The sequence below is a fragment of the Bradyrhizobium sp. 147 genome, assembly GCF_023073935.1.
Lineage (GTDB): Bacteria > Pseudomonadota > Alphaproteobacteria > Rhizobiales > Xanthobacteraceae > Bradyrhizobium.
In genome coordinates, this window is the sequence record NZ_JADPKL010000070.1 from 19381 (window position 1) to 43934 (window position 24554).

A 24554-nucleotide genomic window follows, 5' to 3' on the forward strand; every position below is an offset into this window, starting at 1 on the left:
GATCGAATGAAGTGATTGATGGATGCGGTAAAGCCCGAACAAGCAGCAAACGCTGCCTACTAAATCACGGCCATGGTCCTGTTCTTGAGATCCGTCACCAGCATCAGGCCGGGCGAATGCGTGATCGCGAACGGCAGCTTTGCTGCGTTGATCACCGATTGCGGCGTGACGCCGCAAGCCCAGAACACCGGGATCTCGTCATCGGCGACCGGCACGGGATCACCGTAATCGGGCTTGGCAATGTCCTTGATGCCGATCAGATGCGGATGGCCGAGATGCACCGGCGCACCGTGCACGGCGGGATAGCGCGAGGTGATCTGCACCGCGCGGATCGCATCCGCCGGCTTGAACGGGCGCATCGACACCACCATCGGACCGGCGAACGGTCCGGCCTCGCCGCAAGCGATGTTGGTGCGGTACATCGGCACGCGCACGTTCTGTTCGATGTGACGGATCGGCATGCCCTCCTCGAGCAGCGCCTCTTCGAACGAGAAGGAGCAGCCAAGCACGAAGGTCACGAGATCGTCGCGCCAGCAGCTCTTCACGTCGGTCGGCTCGTCGACGACCTCGCCGTCACGCCAGACGCGATAGCGCGGCACGTCGGTGCGGATGTCGAGATCGACGCCGAGCGAGGGGATGTGCGGGCTGCCGACGTCGGACATGCCGATGATCGGGCACGGCTTCGGATTGAGCTGGCAGAAGCGGTGAAAGGCGCTGGCATATTCCGCCGGCAGGATCGCCAGATTGCCCTGGACGAAGCCGGGCGCAACGCCGGCGGTGGAGGCGACCTGCCCTTCGCGATAGGCAAGCCGCGCCTTGCGGCTCGGGAGCGTGTCGGGCGTTTCAGTTTGCTGCGCTGCCACCAAAACAGTCATGGGATCGACCTGCCTATAAACTCGACAAAGACAAGCCAACACCAAGCGTGCTATAAAGTCTAATCGTCGTTTCTAATCAAACTCGATAAATTTTTTTTATCGATTAGGAAGATCCTTCCAATGCTGGACTTCAGGTCGATCGAGACATTTCTCTGGGTTGTGAAGCTCGGCAGCTTTCGGGGCGCCGCGCAACGGCTCAACACAACCCAGCCGGCGATCTCCCAGCGCATCGCCCAGCTCGAGCGCGAGATGGGCGTAAAGCTGCTCAACCGCGACCATCGCGTGGCCTCGCCGACCCCGAGCGGCCGGCAGATGATGGTCTATGCGGAGAAGCTGATCGGGCTGCGCGCCGCGATGATGGCGGAGATCGGCGACCGCTCGGCGATGCGCGGCGTGATGCGACTCGGCGTCGCCGAGACCATCGTGCACACTTGGCTGCCGCGCCTGGTGAAGAGCATGAACGAGGTCTATCCGAACCTGTCGCTGGAGATCGAGGTCGACATCACGCCGAACCTCACCGCCCGCCTGCTCGCGCAGGAGATCGAGCTTGCGTTCGTGGTGGGACCGCTGTCCGCTTCCGGCGTGCACAACCGCGTGCTCGCCGATTATCCGATCGGTTTCCTCGCCAGCCCCTCGCTCGGCCTCGGCAAGGGCCCGGTGACGCCGGCGGAGCTCGCGCGATTTCCGATCATCACCTTCCCGCGCAAGACCAAGCCTTACGAGGTCGTGCGCGAGGTGTTCGACCGGCCCGAGCTGCCGCCGATCCGACTGCATGCCTCCGCCTCGCTGGCCACCGTCATCCACATGGCGGTCGAAGGGCTCGGCATCGCCGTGATCCCCGACGCCATCGTCGAGAACGAGCTCGCCGACGGGAGGCTGCAACTGCTCGACACCGATCTCGCGATCGCGCCGCTGACCTTCACCGCGAGTTGGCTCGCCTCGCCCGACGTCGTGGCTATCGAGCGCGTCGCGGAGCTGGCGCGGCAAATTGCGCAGAGCAGCCTCGCGGTTGACGCGCCCGCGCTGGCGCGTCATTGAAAAAGACGCCGGACAATTGAGAGACTGACCGCATGAGCCGAGCCGCCACCAACCTGCAGATCGATCCCGCCCGCCTCTGGGGCTCCATCCACGAGACCGCGCAGTTCGGCGCGACGGCCAAGGGTGGCGTGCGGCGGCTGACGCTCAGCTCCGAGGACAAGCAGGTCCGCGACTGGTTCCGCAAGGCCTGCGAAGACGCGGGCCTGGAGGTGCATGTCGATGCGCTCGGCTCGATGTTCGGCCTGCGCAAGGGGCGCGACATGACAAAGCCGCCCGTCGGCATCGGCTCGCATCTCGACACCCAGCCGACCGGCGGCAAGTATGATGGCATTCTGGGTACGCTCGGCGCACTGGAAGTGATCCGCACGCTGAACGATGCCGGCATCGAGACGGAAGCGCCGATCTGCATCGTCAACTGGACCAACGAGGAAGGCTCGCGCTTCGCACCGGCGATGATGGCGTCTGCCGCCTATGTCGGCGATTTCACCACCGATGACATTTTGGCGCGCAAGGACGCTGAAGGCATGACCGTCAGGCAGGCGCTCGACGGCATCGGTTATCGCGGCGACAAGCCGGTCGGTTTCCAGAAGCTCGGCTGCTTTGTCGAATTGCACATCGAGCAGGGCCCGATCCTGGAGGCCGAAGGCAAGACCATCGGCGTGGTCGATTCCGGCCAGGGCGTGCTGTGGTACGACGGCAAGATTTCCGGCTTCGAGAGCCATGCAGGCTCGACACCGATGCCGCTGCGGCGCGACGCGCTGGCGACATTGTCGGAGATCGTGCTGGCGATGGAAGCGATCGCGAAAAAGCATGGGCCGAACGCGGTCGGCACCATCGGCGAGGCCGTGATCGCAAATCCGTCCCGCAACGTCATTCCCGGCGAGATCGCCTTCACCATGGATTGCCGCAGCGCGGATGGTGCCATCATGGACGCGCTCGATCGCGATTTGCGCGCCGCGATTGCCGAGATCGCTGCGCGCCGCAAGGTCGAGGTCAAGATCGACCTGGTCTGGCGCAAGCCGCCGACGCATTTCGATCCCAAGCTGATTGCAGCGGTCGAGAACGCGGCGAAGACGCTCGGCTATTCCTCTCGCCGCATCACCTCCGGGGCGGGCCACGACGCCTGCAACCTCAACACCGTCATGCCGGCGGCGATGGTGTTCGTGCCCTGCAAGGACGGCATCAGCCATAACGAGCTGGAGGATGCCACGCAAGCGGACTGTGCCGCGGGGACCAACGTGCTCATGCACACCGTGCTGGCGATCGCCGGCGTCGCGTCCTGACCGGAGAGAACCATGCGCGGAGTTTTCGTCGACGCCAATGAAACGCTGGCCGTGATCATGGAGCGGCTGGAGAAGCCCGGCGATCCCAAAGTGCGGATCCACAGGAATCCCGATATCAAGCCGGAGCAATATCCGGAGATCCTCGACGGCGCCGAGATCGCCATCGTCGACCACACCGCACTGCCGACCGGGGTTGCGAGGAAGTGCACCGGCCTCAAGCACGTCGTGTTCCTGGGCACCGGCGCGCGCAGCTACATGAACCCGGAGGAACTGGCCGAGCTCGGCATCTCCGTGCATCTGATCAAGGGCTACGGCGACACGGCGGTGGCGGAATCCGCGATCGCGCTGATGTGGGCCTCGGCCCGCGTCATCGCGATGATGGATCGCGAGATGCGCGGCGGCAACTGGCTGCGCGAGGACGGTATGCAGCTCACCGGCAAGACGCTCGGGCTGATCGGCTTCGGCGGCATCGCCGCAGAAGTTGCGCGCATTGCGTCCGGTAGCGGCATGAAGGTGATCGCCTGGAACCGCTCGCCGAAGAGCCATCCTGGCGTGGAATTCACCGATCTCGATACCGTGCTGGCAAGGAGCGACGTCGTGTCGCTGCACCTGCTGCTCAATGACGAGACGCGCGGCACGATCACGCGCGAGAAGATCTTTGCGATGAAGCGCGGTGTCATCCTGATCAACACCGCTCGCGCCGCGATCGTGGACGAAGCCGCCATGATTGATGCGCTGAAATCGGGCCACATCCGCCATGCCGGCCTCGACGTCTTCAACGTCGAGCCGCTGCCCGGCGACCATCCGCTGACAAAATTGCCGAATGTGACGCTGTCGGCGCATTCCGCCTTCCGCACGCCGGAGGCGAGCGAGAACCTGATTGGCGCGGCGTGGGAGCACTGCCGCCGGATCGTGAAGGGATAACAGCAACAACCATGGCCGATTACCGCACCATCAAGGCAGAGAAGCTCACCAGCGTCATCCATGCCATCGCCAAGGCGGGCGGATCCACCGATCGCGAAGCCGAACTGGTCTCCACCAACCTCGTCGAGGCGAACCTGAAAGGCCACGACTCGCACGGCGTCGGCATGATTCCGCGCTATGCCGAGGCGGTCGCCGAGGGCGGCCTCGCGGTCAACCAGCATGTCAAGATCGTGATGGATACGGGCCCCCTGCTGACCCTCGACGGCCTCACCGGCTACGGCCAGGTGATGGGCCATGAGGCGATGGAGCTAGGCGCCGAGCGCGCCAAGCGCAACGGCGTGTGCGTCGTCGGCCTCTCCAACTCGCACCATATCGGCCGCATCGGCCATTGGGCCGAGCAGTGCATTGAGCACGGGCTGGTGTCGATCCACTTCGTCAACGTGATCTCGCGCCCGATCGTGGCGCCCTGGGGTGGCAGCGATGCGCGCCACGGCACCAATCCGTTCTGCGTCGGCATCCCGCGCGAAGGCCACGAGCCGATCGTGCTCGACTTCGCCACCAGCAAGATCGCGCAGGGCAAGACCCGCGTCGCCTACAACAAGGGGGTCGCGCTCGAGCCCGGCACCATCATCGATAACGAAGGCAGGCCAACCACGAACCCGCGCTACACCGTGATCGCCCCGCACGGCGCCATCCTGCCGTTCGGCGAGCATAAGGGTTCTGGGTTGGCGTTGGTGTGCGAAATTCTCGGCGGCGCACTTTCGGGCGGGCAGGTCGTCAAAGGACCGGCCGACAGCAAGCGCCGCGTCCTCAACGGCATGCTCTCGATCATCATCGATCCGAACAAGCTCGGCACCGGCGAGAACCTCGCGCGCGAAGTCGAGAGCTTCGTTGCCTGGCACACCGGCTCGCCCCCCGCCCCCGGCGTCGACAAGGTGAAGATCGCCGGCGAGCCCGAGCGCGAGACCAAGAAGAAGCGGCTCGCCGAGGGCATTCCTGTGGATCCGAATACCTGGCAGGAGATTCTGGACGCCGGAAAGCGGTTCGGGCTTGATCAGGCGACGATTGAGAAGATTGTGGGCTAAGCAGAGCGAAGCACGCTTGTCTTCCCCTTCTCCCCTTGTGAAGGGGGCGCGAAGCGCCGGATGAGGGGGTTCTCGCAGCGAGCAAAAACCCACAATGAGAGGTCTGCTTCCGCGAAGATACACCCTCACCCGTCTTCGACGCTTCGCATTGAAGCCATCCTCTCCCACAAGGGGAGAGGGTAAAACAGCGAACTAGTCTACCATCTCCGCCACCGCCTTGCCGCAGGCAGTGGTGTCGGCATTGCCGCCGAGGTCCTTCGTCCGCAGCGTGCGTTCGGCGAGCGTGCGCTCGATCGCGTCGACGATCGACTTGCCGGCTTCCTTCTCGCCGAGATGCTCGAGCATCATCGCGCCCGACCAAATCATGCCGATCGGGTTGGCGATGCCCTGCCCCGCGATATCGGGCGCCGAGCCGTGCACCGGCTCGAACACGGATGGGAAATTGCGCTCGGGATTGATGTTGCCAGACGGCGCGATGCCGATGGTGCCGGTACAGGCCGGGCCGAGATCGGAGAGGATGTCACCGAACAGATTGGAGCCGACCACGACGTCGAACCAGTCTGGATGCAGCACGAAGTTCGCGGTGAGAATATCGATGTGGTACTTGTCCCATTTCACGCCCGGAAACTTCTTGGCCATCGCCTCCACGCGTTCATCCCAATAGGGCATGGTGATGGAGATGCCGTTCGACTTCGTCGCCGAGGTCAAGTGCTTCTTCGGCCGCGACTGCGCGAGTTCGAAGGCGAACTTCAGGATGCGGTCAACGCCGGTGCGAGTCATCACTGTCTGCTGCGTCACGAACTCGCGCTCGGTGTCCGGGAACATGCGGCCACCGACGGAGGAATATTCACCTTCCGTGTTCTCGCGCACCACCCAGAAATCGATGTCGCCGGGCTTGCGGTTCGCCAGCGGCGACGGCACGCCGGGCATCAGCCGCACGGGACGCAGGTTCACATACTGGTCGAACTCGCGGCGGAATTTGATCAGCGAGCCCCACAGCGAGACGTGATCCGGAATCTTGGCCGGCCAGCCGACCGCGCCGAAATAGATCGCATCGTGCTTACCGATCTTTTCCTTCCAGTCATCTGGCATCATCTGGCCGTGCTTCTCGTAATAATCCCAGGACGAGAAGTCGAAATGGTCGAATTGCAGGGACACCCCGTGCTTCTTCGCCGCCGCCTCCAAAACGCGCAGGCCCTCAGGCATCACTTCCTTGCCGATGCCGTCGCCGGGAATGATTGCGATCCGGTATTGTTTCTTGCTCATCGAGACGTCCTTGGTTGGTTTCGGCAGCCGCCTTTTGATTGCACTGCAATGGACCAAACGCGGCGGCAGTGCAACGCTGCACTGCAATGTTGACCGTGGCGCGACCGAGCGCCTACTGATCTGATCCTGTTCCCATCCTGCGAGTACCCCTCATGGATCTGCATCTGCGCGGCAAGCGCGTCCTGATCACGGGCGCATCCAAGGGCATCGGCGCGGCCGCCGCTGAGGCGTTTGCCGAGGAAGGCGCGCATCTGCTGCTTGCAGCCCGCAGCGGCGAGCAGCTCAAGGCGCTGGCCGAGCGGTTGCGTTCCGCGCACCAGATCGACGCCGCGACGAGTGTCGTCGATCTGCGCAAAGCCGAGGACATTGCGCGGCTCGCCAAGGAGGCCGCCGGCATCGACATCCTCGTCAACAATGCCGGCGACATCCCCGGCGGGTCCATCGACAAGATCGACGAGGCGACCTGGCGGCACGCCTGGGAATTGAAGGTGTTCGGGTACATCAACCTCACGCGGCAGATCTACGCGCAGATGAAGGCCAGGGGTGGCGGCGTGATCGTCAACGACATCGGCGCGGCCGGCGAGAAGTTTGATGCCAATTACATCTGCGGCAGCGCCGGCAATGCTGCGCTGATGGCGTTCACCCGTGCCCTCGGTGGAAAAAGTCTCGCCGACAACATCCGTGTGGTTGGCATCAATCCCGGCCCTGTCGGCACCGACCGCCACGTCACGCTGCTCAAGACGCGGGCAAAGCACCAATTCGGCGACGAGAGCCGCTACAGGGAATTCCAGAAGAGTCTGCCGCTCGGGCGCCCTGCGCATGCGCGCGAGATCGGCGACCTCATGGCGTTCCTGGCGTCGGATCGCTCGGGCTATACGTCGGGCGTGATCTATACCGTCGATGGCGGCATCAGCGCCGGCTGGGGTTAACTCTGTCCTCGTCATTGCGAGCGCAGCGAAGCAAATCCAGGAATGTATCGGCGGGTAAGAGTCTGGATTGCTTCGCTACGCTCGCAATGATGGTTGAAACACAGGAGCACGATAATTGTCTCAAGAGCTGATTCGCGAAACTGCGTGCACCGTCGTCGACAAATTGCGGTCCGGCGACGTCTCGCCGCTCGAGCTGCTGGATGTGCTGGAGAAGCGCATCAGTGAAGTCGACAGCAAGGTCAACGCGCTGCCGACGCTGTGCTTCGACCGCGCCCGGGATAACGCCAAGGCGCTGATGCAGAAGCCGGCCGGCGCGCGCGGGCTGCTCGCGGGCCTGCCGGTGCCGATCAAGGATCTGACCGACGTTGCGGGCGTGCTGAACACCCAGGGCTCGCCGATCTTCAAGGACAACATCCCAGCGAAATCCGATCTCATGGTCGAGAACCTCGAGGCCAACGGCGCAGTCGTCTACGCCAAATCCAACACTCCGGAATTCGGCGCCGGCGCCAACACCTTCAACGAGGTATTCGGCGCGACCCTCAATCCCTGGGATACTTCGAAATCTGCGGCCGGGTCCTCCGGCGGCGCAGCAGTTGCGCTCGCCACCGGCATGGCCTGGCTCGCGCAGGGCTCAGACATGGGCGGCAGCCTGCGCAGCCCTGCGAGCTTCTGCGGCATCGTCGGCATGCGGCCGAGCATCGGCCGCGTCGCGCATACGCCGAAGGCAGGCATCGACCGCAATCTGGGCGTGCAGGGTCCGATGGCACGCAACGTCGAGGATCTCGCGCTGCTGCTGGATGCCATGAGCGGCGACTATGCCGCCGATCCGCTGTCGCTGCCGGCGCCTTTGACTTCTTTTCTCTCGGCGGCGCAGTCTGGCAAGAGGCCGAAGCGCATCGCCTATTCGCCCGATCTCGGCATCACGCCGGTCGATCCCGAGGTCAAGGCGATCACGGGCAAGGCGGCTGAACGTTTTGCCGAGGCCGGCGTCATCGTCGAGGAGGCGCATCCGGACTGGCGCGAGGCGCATGAATGCTTCCACGTGCTGCGCGCTTTCGATTTCGCGATCAGCAAGGCGCAACTTCTCCGGACCAAGCGTGACCTGCTCAAGCCCGAGGTGATCTGGAACATCGAGGAAGGCCTCAAGCTCACCGTCGAGCAGCTTGCGCGCGCCGAGGCCCAGCGCGTTGGCATGACGGCGCGCGCCGTCGAGTTCTTCAAGACCTACGACCTCCTGCTGGTGCCGACGACGATCGTGCCGCCCTTCCCGGTCGAGCATCGCTATGTCGCCGAATGCGCCGGCAAGACGTTCGAGAACTATGTCGAATGGCTCGGCATCGTCTACGCCATCACGCTCGCCTGCTGCCCGTCGCTGTCGCTGCCCTGCGGCTTTACCGCGTCCGGCCTGCCTGTCGGCGTGCAGGTGGTCGGCGCACCGCGCGCAGATGCGCAGGTGATTGCAGGCGCGAAGGTGCTGGAGGATATATTGGGCCTGCGCGGCACGACCCCGATTGATCCGAAGGTGAAGAATTAATCTCGCTCTGGTGCCCGGATGCAGCGCAGCGCTCTTTCAGCGATGCGCTGCATCGCCGGGGCCGAGCGTCACCGCGCGCCTGATGCCTCCAGACTCCGGCTATAGCGCGACATCGCAAAGCAAAAGACAAAATAGATTGCGGCGACGAAGATATAGACCTCGACGGAAAACTGCTGCCAAGCGGGATCGATGATCGCGGTCTTCGCCGTCGTCAGCAGGTCGAAGATGCCGATGATCAGCACGAGACTGGTATCCTTGAAGAAGGCGATGAAGGTGTTGACCAGTGGCGGGATGACGTGGCGGATCGCCTGCGGCAAGATGATCAGCCGGTGCTTGCGCCAGTAGGACAGTCCCAGCGCGTCGGCAGCCTCATACTGCCCGCGCGGTACGGCCTGGAGACCACCGCGGATGACTTCGGCAAGGTAGGCGCCCGCGAACAGTATGATCGCGATCTGTGCGCGCAACAGCTTGTCGATGTTGAACCCACTCGGCATGAACAGCGGAAACATCACGCTCGCCATGAACAAGAGGCTCACCAGCGGCACGCCGCGGATCAGCTCGACATAGAGCACGCTAAGCGAGCGGATTGCCGGAAGCTTCGAACGACGGCCGAGCGCGACGAGGATGCCGAGCGGAAAGCCGAACGCGAGTCCAAACGTCGCCAGGATCAGCGTGACCGGCAATCCGCCCCAGCGGTCCTGCGAGACGAACGAGAGCCCGAGCACCCCGCCCCACATCAGCACGCTGATCAGCGCGAGTGCACCGATCCAGATGAAAACGAGTTCGCGCCGCCACAGCGCGCGGCGGGTCGAGAGATAGAACAGCGCGATGAACAGCACGACCGACAACGCCGGTCGCCACTGCTCGTCGAATGGATAGGTGCCGAACAGGATGAAGCGGTACTTTTCGGGGATGACAGCCCAGCAGGCGCCGATGCCGCGCACCGCGCGGCAAGCGCTGGAATCATTCGCCGGCGTAAGCCAGACAGCGCTGGCGATGCCCCATTGCACGAAGCTGATCACGCCCTTCGCGAGCACCGCCAGCAGCACGATCGTGAGGATGCCGTTCGGAATCGAGGAGAACAAGTTGCTGCGCAGCCAGCGCAGCATCGGATTACCAACTTGCGGGCGGCGAGCGGCACGCGGCACGTCCGGCATATCGCTGATCGCCGTCATTCTCAGCGCTCCACCAGCGCGATGCGCGCATTGTACCAGTTCATGAAAAAGCTGATCCCGAGACTGATGGTCAAGAACACCGCCATGATCAGCGCGATCGCCTCGATCGCCTGCCCGGTCTGGTTCAGCGTGGTGTTGGCGATCGAGACCACGTCCTGGTAACCGATCGCGACCGCAAGCGATGAGTTCTTTGTCAAATTGAGATACTGACTGGTCATCGGCGGAACGATCACGCGCAATGCCTGTGGCAGGATGATCTGCCGCAGCATGAAGCTGCGGCGCAGGCCAAGCGCGTTGGCGGCGTCCCACTGTCCCCGCGGCACCGACTGGATGCCGCTGCGCACGATCTCGGCGACGAAGGCCGAGGTGTAGGTGACGAGTGCGAGCAACAGCGCGAAATATTCCGGCGCCAGCGTCAGCCCACCAACAAAGTTGAAGCCGCGCAACTCGGGCCATTCGATGCTCCAGGATGCACCGAGCAGCACGGACGCCAGCGCCGGCAACGCAATCACCAGCGCAACCGCAAAGGGCCACGCCGACCGCGGCTTGCCATCGCGCATCTGCTGCGCGACCAGCGATCGCCGGACGATATAGAGCACCGCGCAACCCAGCACGGCGGTGCCGAGGACCGCGAGCTGCGCCGGCCCGAACGGGATCGCCGGCAGGATCAGGCCCCGATTGGACAGGAACACACCCTCGACTGGTCGCCACGCGGCGCGTGCGGCCGGCAGCGCCTGCATCAATACGTACCAGAACAGGAGCTGAAGCAGCAGCGGGATGTCGCGGAGCGTCTCGACATAGACCGCAGCGAGCCGTGACAGCAGCCAGTTCGCCGACAATCGCGAAATGCCGATCAGCGTGCCCAAAATCGTCGCGAGCACGATTCCGATCACGGCAACGCGCAAGGTGTTGGTGACGCCGACGACGAACGCCCAAAAATAAGTGTCTCTCGGATTATAGGCGAGCAGACTGTCGGCGATCGGCATGCCGGCCTCGCGACCGAGGAAGGCGAAGCCGGTCGTGATGCGCCGAGCCGAGAGGTTCGTGACGGTGTTGGACCAAAGGAAAGCGATGACCGCAACCGCGATGCCGACGACCAGCACCTGCCAGAACAGGCCTTTCAGCTCGCGGCGCCCGAAGGCGCCGAAGAAACGACGGCGTGGCGGCGGTCTCGGCACGTCTGATGTCACGGCACAAAAACCTTCTCAAAAGGCAGCGACTTCCGGCAGCGCACGTCAAGTGTTGCACCAAACCTCAATTCATGCAACAAATGTTTCATGGTCGAGCCTGCGAAATCCTCGCCGTTGAGCGAGCTGCGTATTGCATTGCCATCGCTCCCGATGCGCTTGCAGGAGGTCGGACGTTTCGTCGCCGCCAACGATTACGACGCCACCACCCGTTCCATGCGCGATCTCGCGGCGGAAGCCGGCGCCGATCCTGCCGCGTTCACGCGGCTTGCGAAGGCGATCGGCTATTCCGGCTGGGAGGAATTGCGCGCGGCGCTGACCGAGGCGCGGCGGCCATCGCAGGCGGCGCCCTTCTCCGGCCGCGCAAAGGGCCGTCGACACGGGCCGAACGCCGATGTCGCGCTCGTTATCGACAAGCTCCAGGCGGAGGCCGCGGGTCTTCGACGGATCCCGGCGCAGCCGATCGCGGAAGCTGCCCGCGCGCTGCACGACGCCAAGCGGATTTGGATCGCCGGCTATCGAAGCTGCCGCAGCGTCGCGGAATTGCTGAACTACGAGCTGCGACTGTTTCGACCCGAACAGGTCCAGCTCGTCGGCGCTTCCGGGCCCGACGACCTCGATCTCGGCGCCTTCCGGCCCGGGGAAGCGGTCATTGTCGTCGGATTCTTGCCCTACACGCATGCAAGCGTCTGCGTCGCACGGGCGGCCTATCGTACCGGCGCGACACTGGTCGCCATCGCGGATAGTCTCTCGGCACCCATGGCCGAGGGCGCCGACCACGTGCTGCTGTTCGAGGCGGCCTCCTCCCCCGGCTTCTTTCCGAGCCTCACTGGCGCGATTGCGATCGCGCAGTCGCTCGCGGCGGTCACGTTCTCGCTCGGCGGGGTTGCCGCGAAGAAGCGTCTGGAAAGTACTGAGGCGCGACTCGCCGCGGCCTCCACTTACGTCCCAGAGAAAGGTTGACCCATGGCCGCCCGCACCAGCCGTGTGCTGCATCGCTCATTGCGCGAAACGCCGCCTAAGGCGATCGGCGGTAAAGGCGTCTATCTCTTCGCCGAGGATGGCCGGCGCATCATTGATGCCTCCGGCGGCGCGGCGGTCTCCTGCCTCGGGCACCAGCACCCGCGCGTGATCGCGGCGATGGCGAAGCAGGCCGCGACGCTTGCCTATGCTCATACGGCGTTCTTCTCCTCCGAGCCGGCCGAGGCGCTGGCCGAAGCGCTGGTTGGGCACGAGCCCGGCGGTCTCGCCTATGCTTATTTCGTCAGCGGCGGATCGGAAGCGATCGAGGCCAGCATCAAGCTCGCGCGGCAATATTTCATCGAGCGCGGCGAGCCGCAGCGGCAACACTTCATCGCGCGGCGGCAGAGCTATCACGGCAACACGCTCGGCGCGCTTGCCGCCGGCGGCAATGCCTGGCGACGCGCGCCCTACGCGCCGCTGCTCTCGACTGCGTTCAGCCACGTGACGCCGGCCTTCGTCTATCACGAGAAGCGCGAGGGCGAGTCGGACGCGCAGTTCGTCGCGCGCCTTGCCGCCGAGCTCGAGGCCGAGTTTCAGCGGCTGGGGCCCGACACGGTCGCGGCGTTTCTCGCCGAGCCCGTGGTCGGCGCCACCGCCGGCGCCGTGACCGCGCCCGACGGCTACTTCAAGGCGATACGCGAGATCTGCGATCGGCACGGCGCGCTGCTGATCCTCGACGAGGTCATGTGCGGCATGGGCCGCACCGCCACCATGCACGCCTGGGAGCAGGAAGGTGTCGCGCCCGATATCCAGGCGATCGCAAAGGGGCTCGGCGGTGGCTACCAGCCGATCGGCGCGATGCTGGCGAGCGGCAAGATCATCGACACGATCCGCGCCGGCTCAGGCGCGTTCCAGCACGGTCACACTTATCTGGCGCATCCCCTCGCCTGCGCGGCCGCGCTCGCGGTGCAAAACGTGATCCGCGAGGACGGCCTGCTCGATCGGGTCAGGGAGCGCGGACGACAACTCGAGCAGCGGCTGACCGAACGCTTCGGCAATCACCACCATGTCGGCGACATCAGGGGCCGCGGCCTGTTCTGGGCCATCGAGCTCGTCGCCGATCGCGCCAGCCGCACCTCGTTCGATCCGGCGCTCAAGCTGCACCAGAAAATCAAGGCGGAGGCGCTCGCCAACGGGCTCGGCTGCTATCCCGGCGGCGGCACCGTGGATGGTGTGCGCGGCGACCACGTGCTGCTGGCGCCGCCCTATATCGCTTCCGCAGACGAGATCGACCTGATCGTCGACAGGCTTGGCACGGCCGTCGACAACGTGTTGCGTAATGTCAATAACTGAGGGGAGAGTAGCATGATGAGGAAAGTGGTTATCGCAGCGGGCGTGCTCGCAGCGTCGGCTGTTGTCGCTTCGGCCGCGACGCTCGACACGGTGAAGAGCCGCGGCACGCTGGTGTGCGGCGTCAGCGCCGGCTTTGCCGGCTTCTCCGCGCCGGATTCGCAAGGCAATTACAAAGGCCTCGACGTCGACTATTGCCGCGCCCTTGCGGCCGGCGTGCTCGGTGATCCCAACAAGGTGCGTTACGTCTCGCTGACTGCGCAGAATCGCTTCACCGCACTGCAATCGGGCGAGATCGACGTACTCTACCGCAACTCGACCCAGACCTACTTGCGCGGCGTCACGCTGGGCCTGCGGCAGGGTCCGATCAACTTCTACGACGGTCAGGGCTTCGTGGTGAAGAAGGACCTCGGCGTGAAGGAGCTCAAGGACCTCAAGGGCGCCACCGTCTGCGTGGCTCAAGGCACCACGCATGAGGTCACGCTGGGCGATTACGGCCGCGCCAACGGCATCGACTGGAAGCCGCTGGTGTTCGACCGCATCGACACCATGTACCAGACCTTCTTCGGCGGCCGTTGCGATGCCATGACCCAGGACGCTTCCGCGCTCGCAGGTGCAGTGACCACCGCGGCGCCGAACCCGGCCGACTACGTCGTGCTGCCGCAGACCATCAGCAAGGAGCCGCTCGGCCCCTTCACCCGCAACGGCGACGAGGTCTGGAGCGACATCATCACCTGGCTGCATTACGGCCTGATCGAGGCAGAAGAGCTCGGCGTCACGCAAGCCAATGTTGACGAAATGGCGAAGTCGCAGACGCCTGCAATCCAGCGGCTCCTTGGTGCCTCCGGCGACCTCGGCTCGCGGCTTGGGCTCGACAACAAATGGCTGGTCGCGGCGATCAAGACCACCGGCAATTATGGCGAGATCTACGAGCGCAATGTCGGCAAGGCCAGCCCGCTCAAGCTCGATCGTGGCCTCAATGGTCTCTGGAGCAAAGGCGGCTTGATGTACGCCATTCCGTTCAAGTAAGGAGTTTACCTCTCCGCGCTTGGTCGGATTGCGCAGCAATCTGGGTGAGGCAGGACTCTCCACCCTCACCTTAGCGCAGATAGAGCCCCTCACCCCAGCCCTCTCCCCGTAAGAACGGGGAGAGGGAGAAGCAGCGAAGATATGCGGATCGCCCTCATCCACGCCCTCAAGCATTCCATCGCGCCGATCGAGACGGCGTTCGCGAAGGCTTGGCCCGAGGCACGGCTGATGAACCTACTCGACGACAGCCTGTCGGCCGATCTGGCGCGCGAGGGCGTGCTCAGCGATTCCATGACCGAGCGCTTCCTGGCACTGGGCGACTACGCGGCGGCAACGGGGGCGAATGGGATTTTGTTCACCTGTTCGGCCTTCGGTCCCTGCATCGAAGCGGTCGCGCGCGCCCATGCACCGATGCCGGTGCTGAGGCCGAACGAGGCCATGATCGAACGTGCCGTGACCATGGGTCAGCGCATCGGCCTGCTCTCGACTTTCCCGCCGACCCTGGCCTCGATGCCCGAGGAGTTTCCGGCCGCCGTCGAGGTCGTACCGAAACTTGCCGAAGGGGCGCTGGCGGCACTCGACCGCGGCGACCGCGCCACGCACGATCGGCTGATTGCAGACGCATCGCGCGATTTGCGCGATTGCGACGTCATTGCGCTGGCGCAGTTCAGCATCGCCGCGACGGCGCCGCTGGTCGCCGAGGCCACCGGCCGCCCTGTCGTAACCACACCGGACAGCGCGGTCGACAAGCTGATGAGGCTGCTGAAGGCGAAGGCCTAAGCGCCGTTCTTTTTTCGCCGGGCATCCTTGATCGCGACGGCCAGGGCGGCCTTCGTTTCGCTCACGAAGTCCTCGACCAATTCCTCACGCGTGGCATGCGCCGCCTCGCCGGTGAACAGACCCTGCTCGGCAAGCATCACGACGCCGTGCAGTGCCGCCCAGATCTTGAGCGCTTGCCGCTCGCGCAAGTAACCGACCGCCGGAGCCTCCAAGGCCTCGATCACGAGCGCAAAGGTTTCGCGCGTGGCCTCGTGCAGCTCGCTGCCCTTGGCGGCGCATGACACGGTGCGCGAGGCAAACATCAGGCGGTAGACACCATTGCGACGGAGGCCGAAATCGAGCGTGGCCAGCGCGAGCCGCGACAGCTTCGATTGCTTCGACGGCCTTGCCATCGCCTCGCGCAGAATTGCACTGAGCTGCCGGAACGCCTCCGCCGTCACCGCCGCGAGCAAGGCCTCGCGGTCGGCAAAATGCCGGTATGGGGCCGGCTGCGAGACGCCGAGCTGCTTGGCCAGCGCCTTGATGCTGATCGCCTCGGCGCCGCCGCGTTCCGCTTCGCGCAGAGCGGCCTTGATCAAGGCATCGCGAAGATCGCCATGGTGGTAGGTCTTCTCGGGCTTGCGAGTGAGTTGTGAGCGCATATCGAGCGAAGCCTATAAGTTTGCGCTTGACAGGGGAAGCCTGTCGCGAATGTAATAGGATATAACTTAAGAAGAACTCAGACGAGGAAACGCGCCGCCTTCGGGCCTCGCGCGCAAACGACCGAGGAAGCCGCGATGACAGAGCGACTGAAGGTTCACGTCGATCCCGACAAGTGCCAGGGCCACGCCCGCTGCAAGGCGCTCGCGCCGGAGCTATTCGAGCTCGACGAATTCGGCAACGCCCATGAAACCGGCGACGGCACGGTCCCGCCGGGTCTGGAAGACAAAGCCTGGCTTGCCAAATCCAACTGCCCGGAAATCGCAATCGACGTGATCGAGGAGTAGCGCGCTCTTCGCCCGCTCGCCTGTCTTCAGCGACCACGAACCGAGGGATTAGAGATGTCCGACGCCAGCCTGCCTGCCGCCCATCCACCCGTCACCGACTGGGTCCATGATTTCGACCACACCGATCCGCAATGGACGGAAGATCCCTTCCCGATCTGGGACCAGTTGCGCGCCGCGAGTCCGGTGGTGCACACAAAACGCTTCCTCGGCTGCTATCTGCCGACGACCTATGAAGCGGTGCGCGAGATCGCCAACGACACCACGCATTTCTCCTCGCGCCGGATCATCGTCCGCGACGTGCGGCCGGAGATCACCAGCAAGAACGCCGCCCCGCCGATCACCTCCGACCCGCCCGTGCACAAGCCGGCCAAGCAATTGCTGCTGCCGCCGTTCACGCCGGATGCGATGAAGAAGCTCGAACCGCGGGTCCGCGCCATCTGCAACGAACTGATCGACGACTTCATCGCCGAAAAGAGCGTGGACGCTGCGGCGAGCTACACGAAGCACATTCCGGTGCGCGCGATCGCGCATATGCTCGGCATTCCCGAGAGCGACAGCGACCTCTTCATCAACTGGATCCACATGATCCTCGAGCTCGGCATCAAGGACGAGACCAAGCTGCTCCAGGCCGTCGAGGAGATGAGCGCGTATTTCAGCGGACACATCGAGGCGCGCAAGACCAAGCCGACCGATGACCTGATCTCCTATCTGATGGATGCCAGGGACAAGGACGGCAATCCGCTTGAGGACTCCCACGTGGTGGGCTCGCTGCGCCTGCTGCTGATCGCCGGCATCGACACCACCTGGAGCGCGATCGGCTCCTCGCTGTGGCATCTTGCGAAAACGCCGGCCGATCGCGAGCGGCTGATCGCCGAGCCCGGGCTGATCCCGATCGCGGTGGAAGAGCTGCTGCGCGCCTATTCGCCGGTGACCATGGCGCGCGAGGTGGTCCAGGACACCACCATTTCGGGCTGCCCGGTCAAGGCGGGCAATATGGTGCTCTTGTCCTTCCCGGCGGCGAACCGTGACCCCAAGATGTTTCCGGACGCTGACAAAGTCGTGATCGACCGCCGCGAAAACCGCCACGCCGCCTTCGGGCTTGGCATCCATCGCTGCGTCGGTTCCAACCTTGCGCGCATGGAGATGCAGGTTGCGCTGGAGGAATGGCTGAGACGCATTCCAGACTTCGCGCTCGACCCGGCAGGCACCGTGACCTGGTCGCAGGGCACGGTGAGAGGCCCCCGCCAGTTGCCATTTCTGCTCGGAAAGGCGATGTAGGCCTCTCCAACAGAGTACGGGAGGCCGGACGTGACAGAGCAAGCAACCAAGCCGGCCTCTGGGCATTTTGACGTTGCCGACGCTGAACGGCGGATCAAGGCGATCTTCATCGGCTCGATCGGCAATCTCGTCGAATGGTACGATTTCTACGCCTATACGGCGTTCGCGCTCTACTTCGCTCCCGCGTTCTTCCCTGGTAACGACCCCGTCGTCCAGCAATTGAACGTCGCCGTCGTATTCGCGGCGACCTTCCTGATGCGGCCCTTGGGCGGCTGGTTCTTCGGCTATCTCGCCGACCATTTCGGTCGCCGCATCTCGCTGACCCTGTCCGTCGTCTTCATGTGCTTCGGCTCGCTGATCATCGCGCTGACGCCGACCTATGCCACGATCGGCTTCGCCGCACCGGTGATCCTGGCGCTCGCCCGTGTGATCGAGGGCCTGAGCCTCGGCGGCGAATATGGCGCCAGCGCCACCTACCTCAGCGAAGTCGCCGACCCCAAGCACCGCGGCTTCTATTCCAGCTTCCAGTACGTGACGCTGATCGGTGGTCAGCTCACCGCGATCATCGTGCTGCTGCTTCTGCAGAAGGTCTTCCTCACGCCGGCGGAGCTGAAGGAGTGGGGTTGGCGTATCCCCTTCGCGATCGGGGCGGCGCTCGCGATCTTCGCCGCGGTGATGCGGCGCGGCCTGCACGAGACCGAAGCGTTCGAGGAAGCCAAGAAGGTGGTGAAGCCGACCGGCTCGATCACCAATCTGCTGCGCTATCCGCGCGAACTGCTGTTAGTCGTCGGCCTCACCGCCGGCGGCACTGCGGCGTTCTACACCTTCACCACCTACATGCAGACCTTCGTCAAGCTTTCGGTCGGGCTGACCGAGGACCAGACCACTTTCGTGATCTTCGGCACGTTGATTTTCGCAACCATCCTCCAGCCCATCTACGGCGCCATCTCAGACAGGATCGGGCGCAAGCCGCTCTTGATCTTCTTCGGTGCCGCGGGCACGCTCGCGACCGTGCCGCTGCTGATGACGCTGAAGGAGACAAAGTCACCCTTCGTCGCGTTCATCCTGATCTGCGCCGCCTGGCTGTTCGTCGCCGGCTACACTTCGATCAATGCGGTGGTGAAGGCCGAGTTGTTCCCGACCAATGTCCGCGCGCTCGGCGTCGGCCTGCCCTACGCCATCACGGTCTCGATCTTCGGCGGCACGGCGCCGGCGATCGCGCTCTACTTCAAGAGCATCCGGCACGAGGAGTGGTTCTATTTCTATCTTGCCGGCATCATCTGCCTGTCGCTGATCATCTACTCCACCATGCGCGACACCAAGCACGCCTCTGCAATGCATCGGCACGAGTAGGCCATGACCGACGAGACGCCATCCGACAGCAAGCTGACGCGCACCAAGGAGAAATGGGCGCGCGAGGGCCGCTTCCTCACCGGCAAGATCACGCGGCCTGAAGACCAAAGGCTACCGCCCGGCCAGCATCTCACCAAGGATTGGCCGGTGCTCGATCTCGGGGTCGTGCCGCCGGTATCGCGTGAGCGCTGGCGGCTCGACGTCTATGGCGCGATCGAAAATCCCGTGTTCTGGACCTTCGACGAGTTTGTCGCGCAGAAGCAGGCGCGGTTCACCTCCGACATCCATTGCGTGACGACCTGGTCGCGCTATGACAATGAGTGGGAAGGACTCGCGACGCGTGAGCTGCTCGCGGCCTGCCAGCCGCGCGAGGATGCGCGCTTCGTCGTGCTGCATTCCTATGATGGTTACACCACCAATCTCGCGCTGGAAGACTTTGCCGCCGAGGATGCGCTGCTCGCCCATAGCTGGTCCGGCCAGCCGCTATCGGCCGAGCACGGCGGCCCGGTGCGGCTGGTCGTGCCGCATCTGTATTTCTGGAAGAGCGCCAAATGGCTCCAGGCCATCGAGTTTTTGAACAAGGACGCGCCGGGCTTCTGGGAAGTCCGCGGCTATCATAACCGCGGCGATCCATGGACCGGGCAGCGCTATTCAGGCGATTAGGTTGAACAAAGGACGGGGGGAAGTCCAATGGCGACGGAGCGCTTTCAATTCAGGGGTGAAGGCGGCCATCAGCTTTCGGCCGCGCTGGAGCTGCCGGACGGAGAGCCTGCGGCTTTCGCGCTGTTCGCGCATTGCTTCACCTGCGGCAAGGATACGCTGGCGGCCAAGCGCATCGCGGTCGCGCTCGCGGCCAAGGGCATTGCTGTGCTGCGCTTCGACTTCACCGGGCTCGGCTCCAGCGAGGGCGATTTCGCCAATTCCACGTTCTCCTCCAATGTCGCCGATCTCGTGCGCGCCGCCGATCACCTGCGCGCGACGCGCAGAGCGCCGTCCGTCTTGATCGGCCACAGCCTCGGCGGTGCCGCGATCCTCGCGGCAGCAGGACAGATCCCCGAAGCCACCGCGGTTGTGACCATCGCGGCGCCGTCCGATCCCGCCCACGTCACCGGTCTTTTCAAGGACCACATCGACAACATCCGCGCGCAGGGCGAAGTCGACGTTTCGCTGGCCGGCCGTACATTCCGGATCAAGCGTGAATTCCTCGACGATATCGTCGAGCATGAGCTGATGAAGGACGTCACCCGTCTGCACAAAGCGCTTCTGGTGATGCACTCCCCGGTCGACGATACCGTCGGCATCGACAATGCGACCAAGATCTTCGTCGCGGCCAAGCACCCCAAGAGCTTCGTCTCCCTCGACCACGCCGACCATCTGCTGGCGAAGCCCGGCGATGCTCTCTACGCAGCCGATGTGATCGCGGCCTGGGCCAGCCGCTATGTCGACACCGCAAAGTCCGCGAAGGCGATGGATCTCCCGGAGACGCCGCGCCAGGTCGTGGTCCAGGAGACCCGCAAGAGCAAGTTCCACCAGATCGTCTCGGTTGGTCCGCACCGTCTGGTGGCGGACGAGCCGGTCGCCGCCGGCGGCGAGGATGCCGGGCCCGGCCCTTACGATTTCCTGCTCGCCGGCCTCGGCGCCTGCACCTCCATGACCATGCGTCTTTATGCCGAGCGCAAGTCACTGCCGCTCGACCGCGTCACGGTCACACTGAAGCACTCCAAGATCTATGCCAAGGACTGTGCGGAGTGCGAAACGCGCGAGGGGATGCTCGATCAGATCGAGCGCGGCATTGCAATGGAGGGCGCGCTCGATGCCGAGCAGCGCAAGAGGTTGATGGAGATCGCCGACAAGTGCCCGGTGCACCGGACGCTGACCTCGGAGATCCGCATCGTGACGAAAGCCGTGGAGTAGCTCAAGGGGCCGATGAGCCAGCCCCGGCTGCCGTCTTGAGAGGCTGAACGCGCAGCGCACCGCGCAATCCCGCCGCCGTGCCGAGCAGGATGCCGGCAACAGCGACGAACGAGCCCAGCGCCAGCGTCGAAATTCCGGTGAGCCCCTGCCCGATCGAGCAACCGAACGCCATCACGCCGCCGATTCCCATCAGCGCGGCGCCGCCGGCCGAACGTAGCATGTGGCGGGGCGAGGAATAGCCTTCGACATGGAAACAACCCGTCGCGAGCGCCGTGACCAGGCTACCGGCGAAGACGCCAGCGACGGTCGCGATCCCGAAATTGAGTGTCAGGCCGGTCGAGAGCATGGCGTATTGCAGGCTATCGGCTATCGGCGCGATGAAGGTGAGCGAAGTCACCGGCACCGGATTGAAATCGTCGGCGCCGAGAGAGCCGGTGGCGAACCAGCCACTGGCAACGAGAAGTCCAATGATGACGCCGGCCGCGATCTGGCCCGGCGAGCGCCGGAACGCCGGCTGCGCGAAGGCGAACAGGATCAGCGCGACGACGACCGCGGCAGCAGCGAGCGCGCGCGAAACCGGCTCAGCGGCACCAAGCGCGGCCAGCAGCGACGGCAGCGAATTCGCGTTGACGGTAGCTTGCGACGCCTGAACCAGCGCAATGCGGGCCGGCGCAATCAGGCCTTTGAGCGTCATCTGCGCGGCAATCGCAAGCACGATCACGACGACGAAGGAGCGCAGATTGCCGCGGCCGAGCAGCACCAGCGCGCGCGAGCCACAGCCATTTGACAGCACCATGCCATAGCCAAACAGCAAGCCGCCGAGGAACAACGCCGGCGCAGAAAAGGTTTGTTGCAGATAGATCGACTTGCCGAGATCGACCGTGCCGCTGCCCGCCAGCAACTGGCTGGCGGCGATCGCAACCGCAATCGCCAGCGCATAAGTGCGCACCAGCCGCCCGTCGCCCTCCGCCAGAACACCGCGCATGCTGCTCATCAGACAGAAGCCACTGAGCAGGCCGACGGCGCCATAGATCAGGCCGATGACGAGACCGGCGAGGATGACGAGCTGTGCAGATTCCATCGGTGGTTCTCAGGTCTCTAGCCATTCGCCGTCATTGCGAGCGCAGCGAAGAATCCAGACTGCCGCCGTGGAAAGACCCTGGATTTGCTTCGCTGCGCTCGCAATGACGCGTTTCATGGCCGCAGGATTACCCTGTCGCGGGACGAGCCAGCGACGGCGACATAGGCGTCCTTGGCGCGCTCCAGCGGGTAGACGGCATTCGCCTTGATCGGGAACGGCTTCAGGTGGCCACTCGCAAAGCCCGCACCGAGATCGCGCAGCACCGCGCCCGTCGCCGACGACGACAGGCCAAGCGTGTCGATGCCGACATATGTATGCTGACCCCGGTAGAACTCGAGAATGTTGAATTGCACGATGCGGTCGATCGCGGCGATCAGGATCTGGCGGCCGCGCAAGGCAAGCGACTTGTGCGCCGCCTGGAAATAGGGATCGCCGACCGTGTTGAAGACGATGTCTGTGCCTTTGCCGCCGGTCAAATCGCGCACGCGCGTGGCGATATCGCTCGTGGAGGCATCGATCACCTCGATCGGCGCGTTGGTGTGGCCTTCATAGGCTTCTGCCTTGCGCACCACGCCGATCACGCGTGCGCCCTGCCAGGTCGCGATCTGCACGGCAGCCTGGCCGACCTTGCCATTGACGCCGAACACCAACACGGTGTCGCCGCTCTTCGGCACGCCGGCGCGGCGAAAGCCTTCCATGGCCGTGACGAAGGGCACGCCGATGCCGGCGGCTTCCTCCCAGGACAACGTCTTCGGCTTCTCCATCACGGCATCGGCTTCGACCACGAGATGGGTTGCGTGGGTGCCGTCGCGGCGGATGCCGAGATCGCCGGACGAGCCGAACACCTCACGGCCGATCGTGCCGGCCGGCCCATCGATCACTACACCAGCGTAGTCACGGCCGGGCGTCCGCGGGAAGACGGCATAAGGCATCAGGCCCGTTGCGGCCTTCACATCCGAGGGATTGACTGCGGCAGCCTTCACCTCGATCAGGAGATCGTTCGGACCGCGCATGAGCGTCTGAGGCTCGACCACCGGAGCAAGCGCCGCGGCGTTCTCGGCCCTGGCATTGAGGCGGACGCAGCGCGCTTCAACGGTTTTGGCATCGGCTGGCGACATCGAAAGACCCGTGATTTCTTGCGGGGCTTGTCGCCTTTGGAGACGATCAAGTCAATCCTTCGGCCGCTTGTCATAGAGCCGCTTGGCCTTGCCAAGCGAGCGCTCCAGCGTGGCCGGCGCGACCACCTGAACCTTGGAGCTGATCCCGATCGTATTCTTGATTTGGGTCGATACCCTGTCGGCATGATCGAGAAGCCCGCGGCCGTCCCAGCTTTCGGGACGCGCTTCCGCGATGATGGTGAGCTCGTCCATGCGGCCTTCGCGGGTGAGTTCCAGGATGAAGTGGCCGCCGCACCAGTCGGTGGCGAGCAGCACCTCCTCGATCTGAGTTGGGAACAGATTGACCCCGCGCAGGATGATCATGTCATCCGAGCGCCCTGTCACTTTCTCCATGCGCCGCATGCCCGGCCGCGCCGTGCCCGGCAATAGCCGCGTCAAGTCGCGGGTGCGATAGCGGATCACCGGGAACGCTTCCTTGGTGAGGGAGGTGAAGACCAGTTCGCCCTTCTCGCCGTCGGGCAGCACCACGCCGGTCTCGGGGTCGATCACCTCGGGATAGAAATGGTCCTCCCAGATATGGAGCCCGTCCTTCGTCTCGATGCATTCCTGCGCCACGCCGGGACCGATCACCTCGGAGAGACCATAGATGTCGGTCGCATCCATGTCGAAGGCGTCCTCGATCTCGCCGCGCATGGCGTTGGTCCAAGGCTCGGCGCCGAAGATGCCGATCTTGAGCGAGCACTGGCGCGGATCGAGCTTCTGACGCTTGAACTCGTCGAGGATCGCCAGCATGTAGCTCGGCGTCACCGTGATGATGTCGGGCCGAAAGTCGTTGATGAGATGCACCTGCCGTTCGGTCATGCCGCCGGAGATCGGCACCACGGTGCAGCCGAGCTTCTCGGCGCCGTAGTGGACGCCGAGTCCGCCGGTGAAAAGACCATAACCATAGGCATTGTGGATGATCATGCCAGTCCGGCCGCCGGCAGCGCGGATCGATCGCGCCATCACGTCCGACCAGGTGTCTATGTCGCGTTGGGTATAGCCGACTACAATCGGCTTGCCCGTGGTGCCTGAGGAGGCATGCACCCGCACCAGCTTTTCGCGCGGCACGGCGAACATGTTGAAAGGATAATTGTCGCGGAGATCCGTCTTCACGGTGAAGGGGAATTTTGCAAGATCCGCAAGCTCGCGAAAGTCGGACGGATGCACGCCGGCCTTGTCGAAGGCGCTACGGTAATGCGCGACGTTGTCATAGGCGTGCTTCAGCGACCAGGCCAGCCGCTGCTTCTGCAGCGCCATGATCTGGTCACGCGAGGCGCGCTCCTGCGCGTCCATCTCCGCGCTATAAGTGTTGCCACCTTCCTTGAGTCTCGTCAGAGCCATCCTCGTTTCCCCTCATTTCGTTT

At 64.3% G+C, this 24554-nt stretch carries 23 protein-coding genes; 15 read left to right on the forward strand and 8 right to left on the reverse strand.

The window, feature by feature from the left end; genetic code table 11:
• Positions 1-59: 59 nt before the first annotated feature.
• The gene (locus tag IVA87_RS15530) at positions 60-875 is read right to left on the reverse strand and encodes a putative hydro-lyase (protein ID WP_247334112.1); all 816 of its coding nucleotides are present in this window, start codon (positions 873-875) and stop codon (positions 60-62) included.
• 120 nt (positions 876-995) lie between these two features.
• Between IVA87_RS15530 and IVA87_RS15535 the strand changes: the two genes are divergently transcribed.
• The 4 genes from IVA87_RS15535 to IVA87_RS15550 are packed head-to-tail and all read left to right on the forward strand — an operon-like array spanning position 996 to position 5205.
• Positions 996-1913, forward strand: coding sequence for a LysR family transcriptional regulator (locus IVA87_RS15535; RefSeq protein WP_247279797.1), 918 nt, complete (start codon positions 996-998; stop codon positions 1911-1913).
• 32 nt (positions 1914-1945) lie between these two features.
• Entirely contained in the window at positions 1946-3196 is a 1251-nt protein-coding gene (locus IVA87_RS15540) for a Zn-dependent hydrolase (protein WP_247302343.1), read from the forward strand.
• 12 nt (positions 3197-3208) lie between these two features.
• Positions 3209-4120, forward strand: coding sequence for an NAD(P)-dependent oxidoreductase (locus tag IVA87_RS15545; RefSeq protein WP_247334113.1), 912 nt, complete (start codon positions 3209-3211; stop codon positions 4118-4120).
• 11 nt (positions 4121-4131) lie between these two features.
• Positions 4132-5205, forward strand: a complete 1074-nt coding sequence (locus IVA87_RS15550; protein ID WP_247302346.1) for a malate/lactate/ureidoglycolate dehydrogenase — start codon at positions 4132-4134, stop codon at positions 5203-5205.
• A gap of 192 nt (positions 5206-5397) precedes the next feature.
• Here the strand turns inward: IVA87_RS15550 and IVA87_RS15555 are convergent, their stop codons facing one another.
• Positions 5398-6471 (reverse strand): tartrate dehydrogenase, encoded by a 1074-nt coding sequence (locus IVA87_RS15555; RefSeq protein ID WP_247334114.1) that lies wholly within the window; start codon positions 6469-6471, stop codon positions 5398-5400.
• A 152-nt stretch (positions 6472-6623) separates the two neighbouring features.
• On the opposite strand from IVA87_RS15555, the gene IVA87_RS15560 reads away from it, so the two are divergent.
• Both IVA87_RS15560 and IVA87_RS15565 read left to right on the forward strand, forming a co-directional pair.
• Positions 6624-7400, forward strand: coding sequence for an SDR family oxidoreductase (locus tag IVA87_RS15560; RefSeq protein ID WP_247302350.1), 777 nt, complete (start codon positions 6624-6626; stop codon positions 7398-7400).
• A 115-nt stretch (positions 7401-7515) separates the two neighbouring features.
• Positions 7516-8934 (forward strand): amidase family protein, encoded by a 1419-nt coding sequence (locus IVA87_RS15565; protein WP_247301164.1) that lies wholly within the window; start codon positions 7516-7518, stop codon positions 8932-8934.
• 68 nt (positions 8935-9002) lie between these two features.
• On the opposite strand, the gene IVA87_RS15570 is transcribed toward IVA87_RS15565, so the two are convergent.
• Together IVA87_RS15570 and IVA87_RS15575 are read right to left on the reverse strand one after the other, a co-directional pair.
• Positions 9003-10109 (reverse strand): amino acid ABC transporter permease, encoded by a 1107-nt coding sequence (locus IVA87_RS15570; RefSeq protein ID WP_247301165.1) that lies wholly within the window; start codon positions 10107-10109, stop codon positions 9003-9005.
• A 2-nt stretch (positions 10110-10111) separates the two neighbouring features.
• Positions 10112-11299, reverse strand: a complete 1188-nt coding sequence (locus tag IVA87_RS15575; RefSeq protein WP_346657736.1) for an ABC transporter permease subunit — start codon at positions 11297-11299, stop codon at positions 10112-10114.
• A gap of 87 nt (positions 11300-11386) precedes the next feature.
• On the opposite strand from IVA87_RS15575, the gene IVA87_RS15580 reads away from it, so the two are divergent.
• The 4 genes from IVA87_RS15580 (at position 11387) to IVA87_RS15595 (ending at position 15418) form a co-directional block, all read left to right on the forward strand.
• A complete protein-coding gene (locus IVA87_RS15580) occupies positions 11387-12259 on the forward strand; it encodes a MurR/RpiR family transcriptional regulator (protein WP_247301167.1) in 873 nt (290 codons plus the stop codon).
• A 3-nt stretch (positions 12260-12262) separates the two neighbouring features.
• Entirely contained in the window at positions 12263-13612 is a 1350-nt protein-coding gene (locus IVA87_RS15585; RefSeq protein WP_247334115.1) for an aspartate aminotransferase family protein, read from the forward strand.
• A gap of 12 nt (positions 13613-13624) precedes the next feature.
• On the forward strand, positions 13625-14638 hold the full coding sequence (locus tag IVA87_RS15590; protein ID WP_247301169.1) for an amino acid ABC transporter substrate-binding protein: 1014 nt from the start codon (positions 13625-13627) through the stop codon (positions 14636-14638).
• A gap of 141 nt (positions 14639-14779) precedes the next feature.
• Complete coding sequence (locus tag IVA87_RS15595) at positions 14780-15418, forward strand: aspartate/glutamate racemase family protein (protein ID WP_247301170.1); 639 nt, start codon at positions 14780-14782, stop codon at positions 15416-15418.
• Here IVA87_RS15595 and IVA87_RS15600 read toward each other — a convergent pair.
• Positions 15415-16059: a TetR/AcrR family transcriptional regulator gene (locus IVA87_RS15600; protein ID WP_247301171.1), complete on the reverse strand. Its 645-nt coding sequence runs from the start codon at positions 16057-16059 to the stop codon at positions 15415-15417. The two genes, IVA87_RS15595 and IVA87_RS15600, sit on opposite strands and share 4 nt — an antisense overlap.
• A gap of 135 nt (positions 16060-16194) precedes the next feature.
• Between IVA87_RS15600 and IVA87_RS15605 the strand changes: the two genes are divergently transcribed.
• From IVA87_RS15605 to IVA87_RS15625, 5 genes are read left to right on the forward strand one after another with little or no spacing between them, the layout of a single operon-like run.
• Entirely contained in the window at positions 16195-16404 is a 210-nt protein-coding gene (locus tag IVA87_RS15605; RefSeq protein WP_247301172.1) for a ferredoxin, read from the forward strand.
• A 54-nt stretch (positions 16405-16458) separates the two neighbouring features.
• Positions 16459-17682 (forward strand): cytochrome P450, encoded by a 1224-nt coding sequence (locus IVA87_RS15610; RefSeq protein ID WP_247334117.1) that lies wholly within the window; start codon positions 16459-16461, stop codon positions 17680-17682.
• Positions 17683-17712: 30 nt separating this feature from the next.
• Positions 17713-19035 carry an MFS transporter gene (locus tag IVA87_RS15615; protein WP_247334119.1) on the forward strand — a complete coding sequence of 441 codons (1323 nt, stop codon included), beginning with the start codon at positions 17713-17715 and terminating at the stop codon, positions 19033-19035.
• Between the two features lie 3 nt (positions 19036-19038).
• Positions 19039-19698, forward strand: a complete 660-nt coding sequence (locus tag IVA87_RS15620) for a sulfite oxidase-like oxidoreductase (protein WP_247301175.1) — start codon at positions 19039-19041, stop codon at positions 19696-19698.
• A gap of 27 nt (positions 19699-19725) precedes the next feature.
• Positions 19726-20949 carry a bifunctional alpha/beta hydrolase/OsmC family protein gene (locus IVA87_RS15625; protein ID WP_247301176.1) on the forward strand — a complete coding sequence of 408 codons (1224 nt, stop codon included), beginning with the start codon at positions 19726-19728 and terminating at the stop codon, positions 20947-20949.
• Between the two features lies 1 nt (position 20950).
• On the opposite strand, the gene IVA87_RS15630 is transcribed toward IVA87_RS15625, so the two are convergent.
• The 3 genes from IVA87_RS15630 to paaK all read right to left on the reverse strand — a co-directional run bounded on the left by IVA87_RS15630 (position 20951) and on the right by paaK (position 24531).
• Entirely contained in the window at positions 20951-22030 is a 1080-nt protein-coding gene (locus tag IVA87_RS15630; protein WP_247301177.1) for a YeeE/YedE family protein, read from the reverse strand.
• A 113-nt stretch (positions 22031-22143) separates the two neighbouring features.
• A complete protein-coding gene (locus tag IVA87_RS15635) occupies positions 22144-23148 on the reverse strand; it encodes a zinc-binding alcohol dehydrogenase family protein (RefSeq protein ID WP_247301178.1) in 1005 nt (334 codons plus the stop codon).
• A 51-nt stretch (positions 23149-23199) separates the two neighbouring features.
• Positions 23200-24531, reverse strand: coding sequence for a phenylacetate--CoA ligase PaaK (gene paaK, locus IVA87_RS15640; RefSeq protein ID WP_247301179.1), 1332 nt, complete (start codon positions 24529-24531; stop codon positions 23200-23202).
• Positions 24532-24554 lie beyond the last annotated feature (23 nt).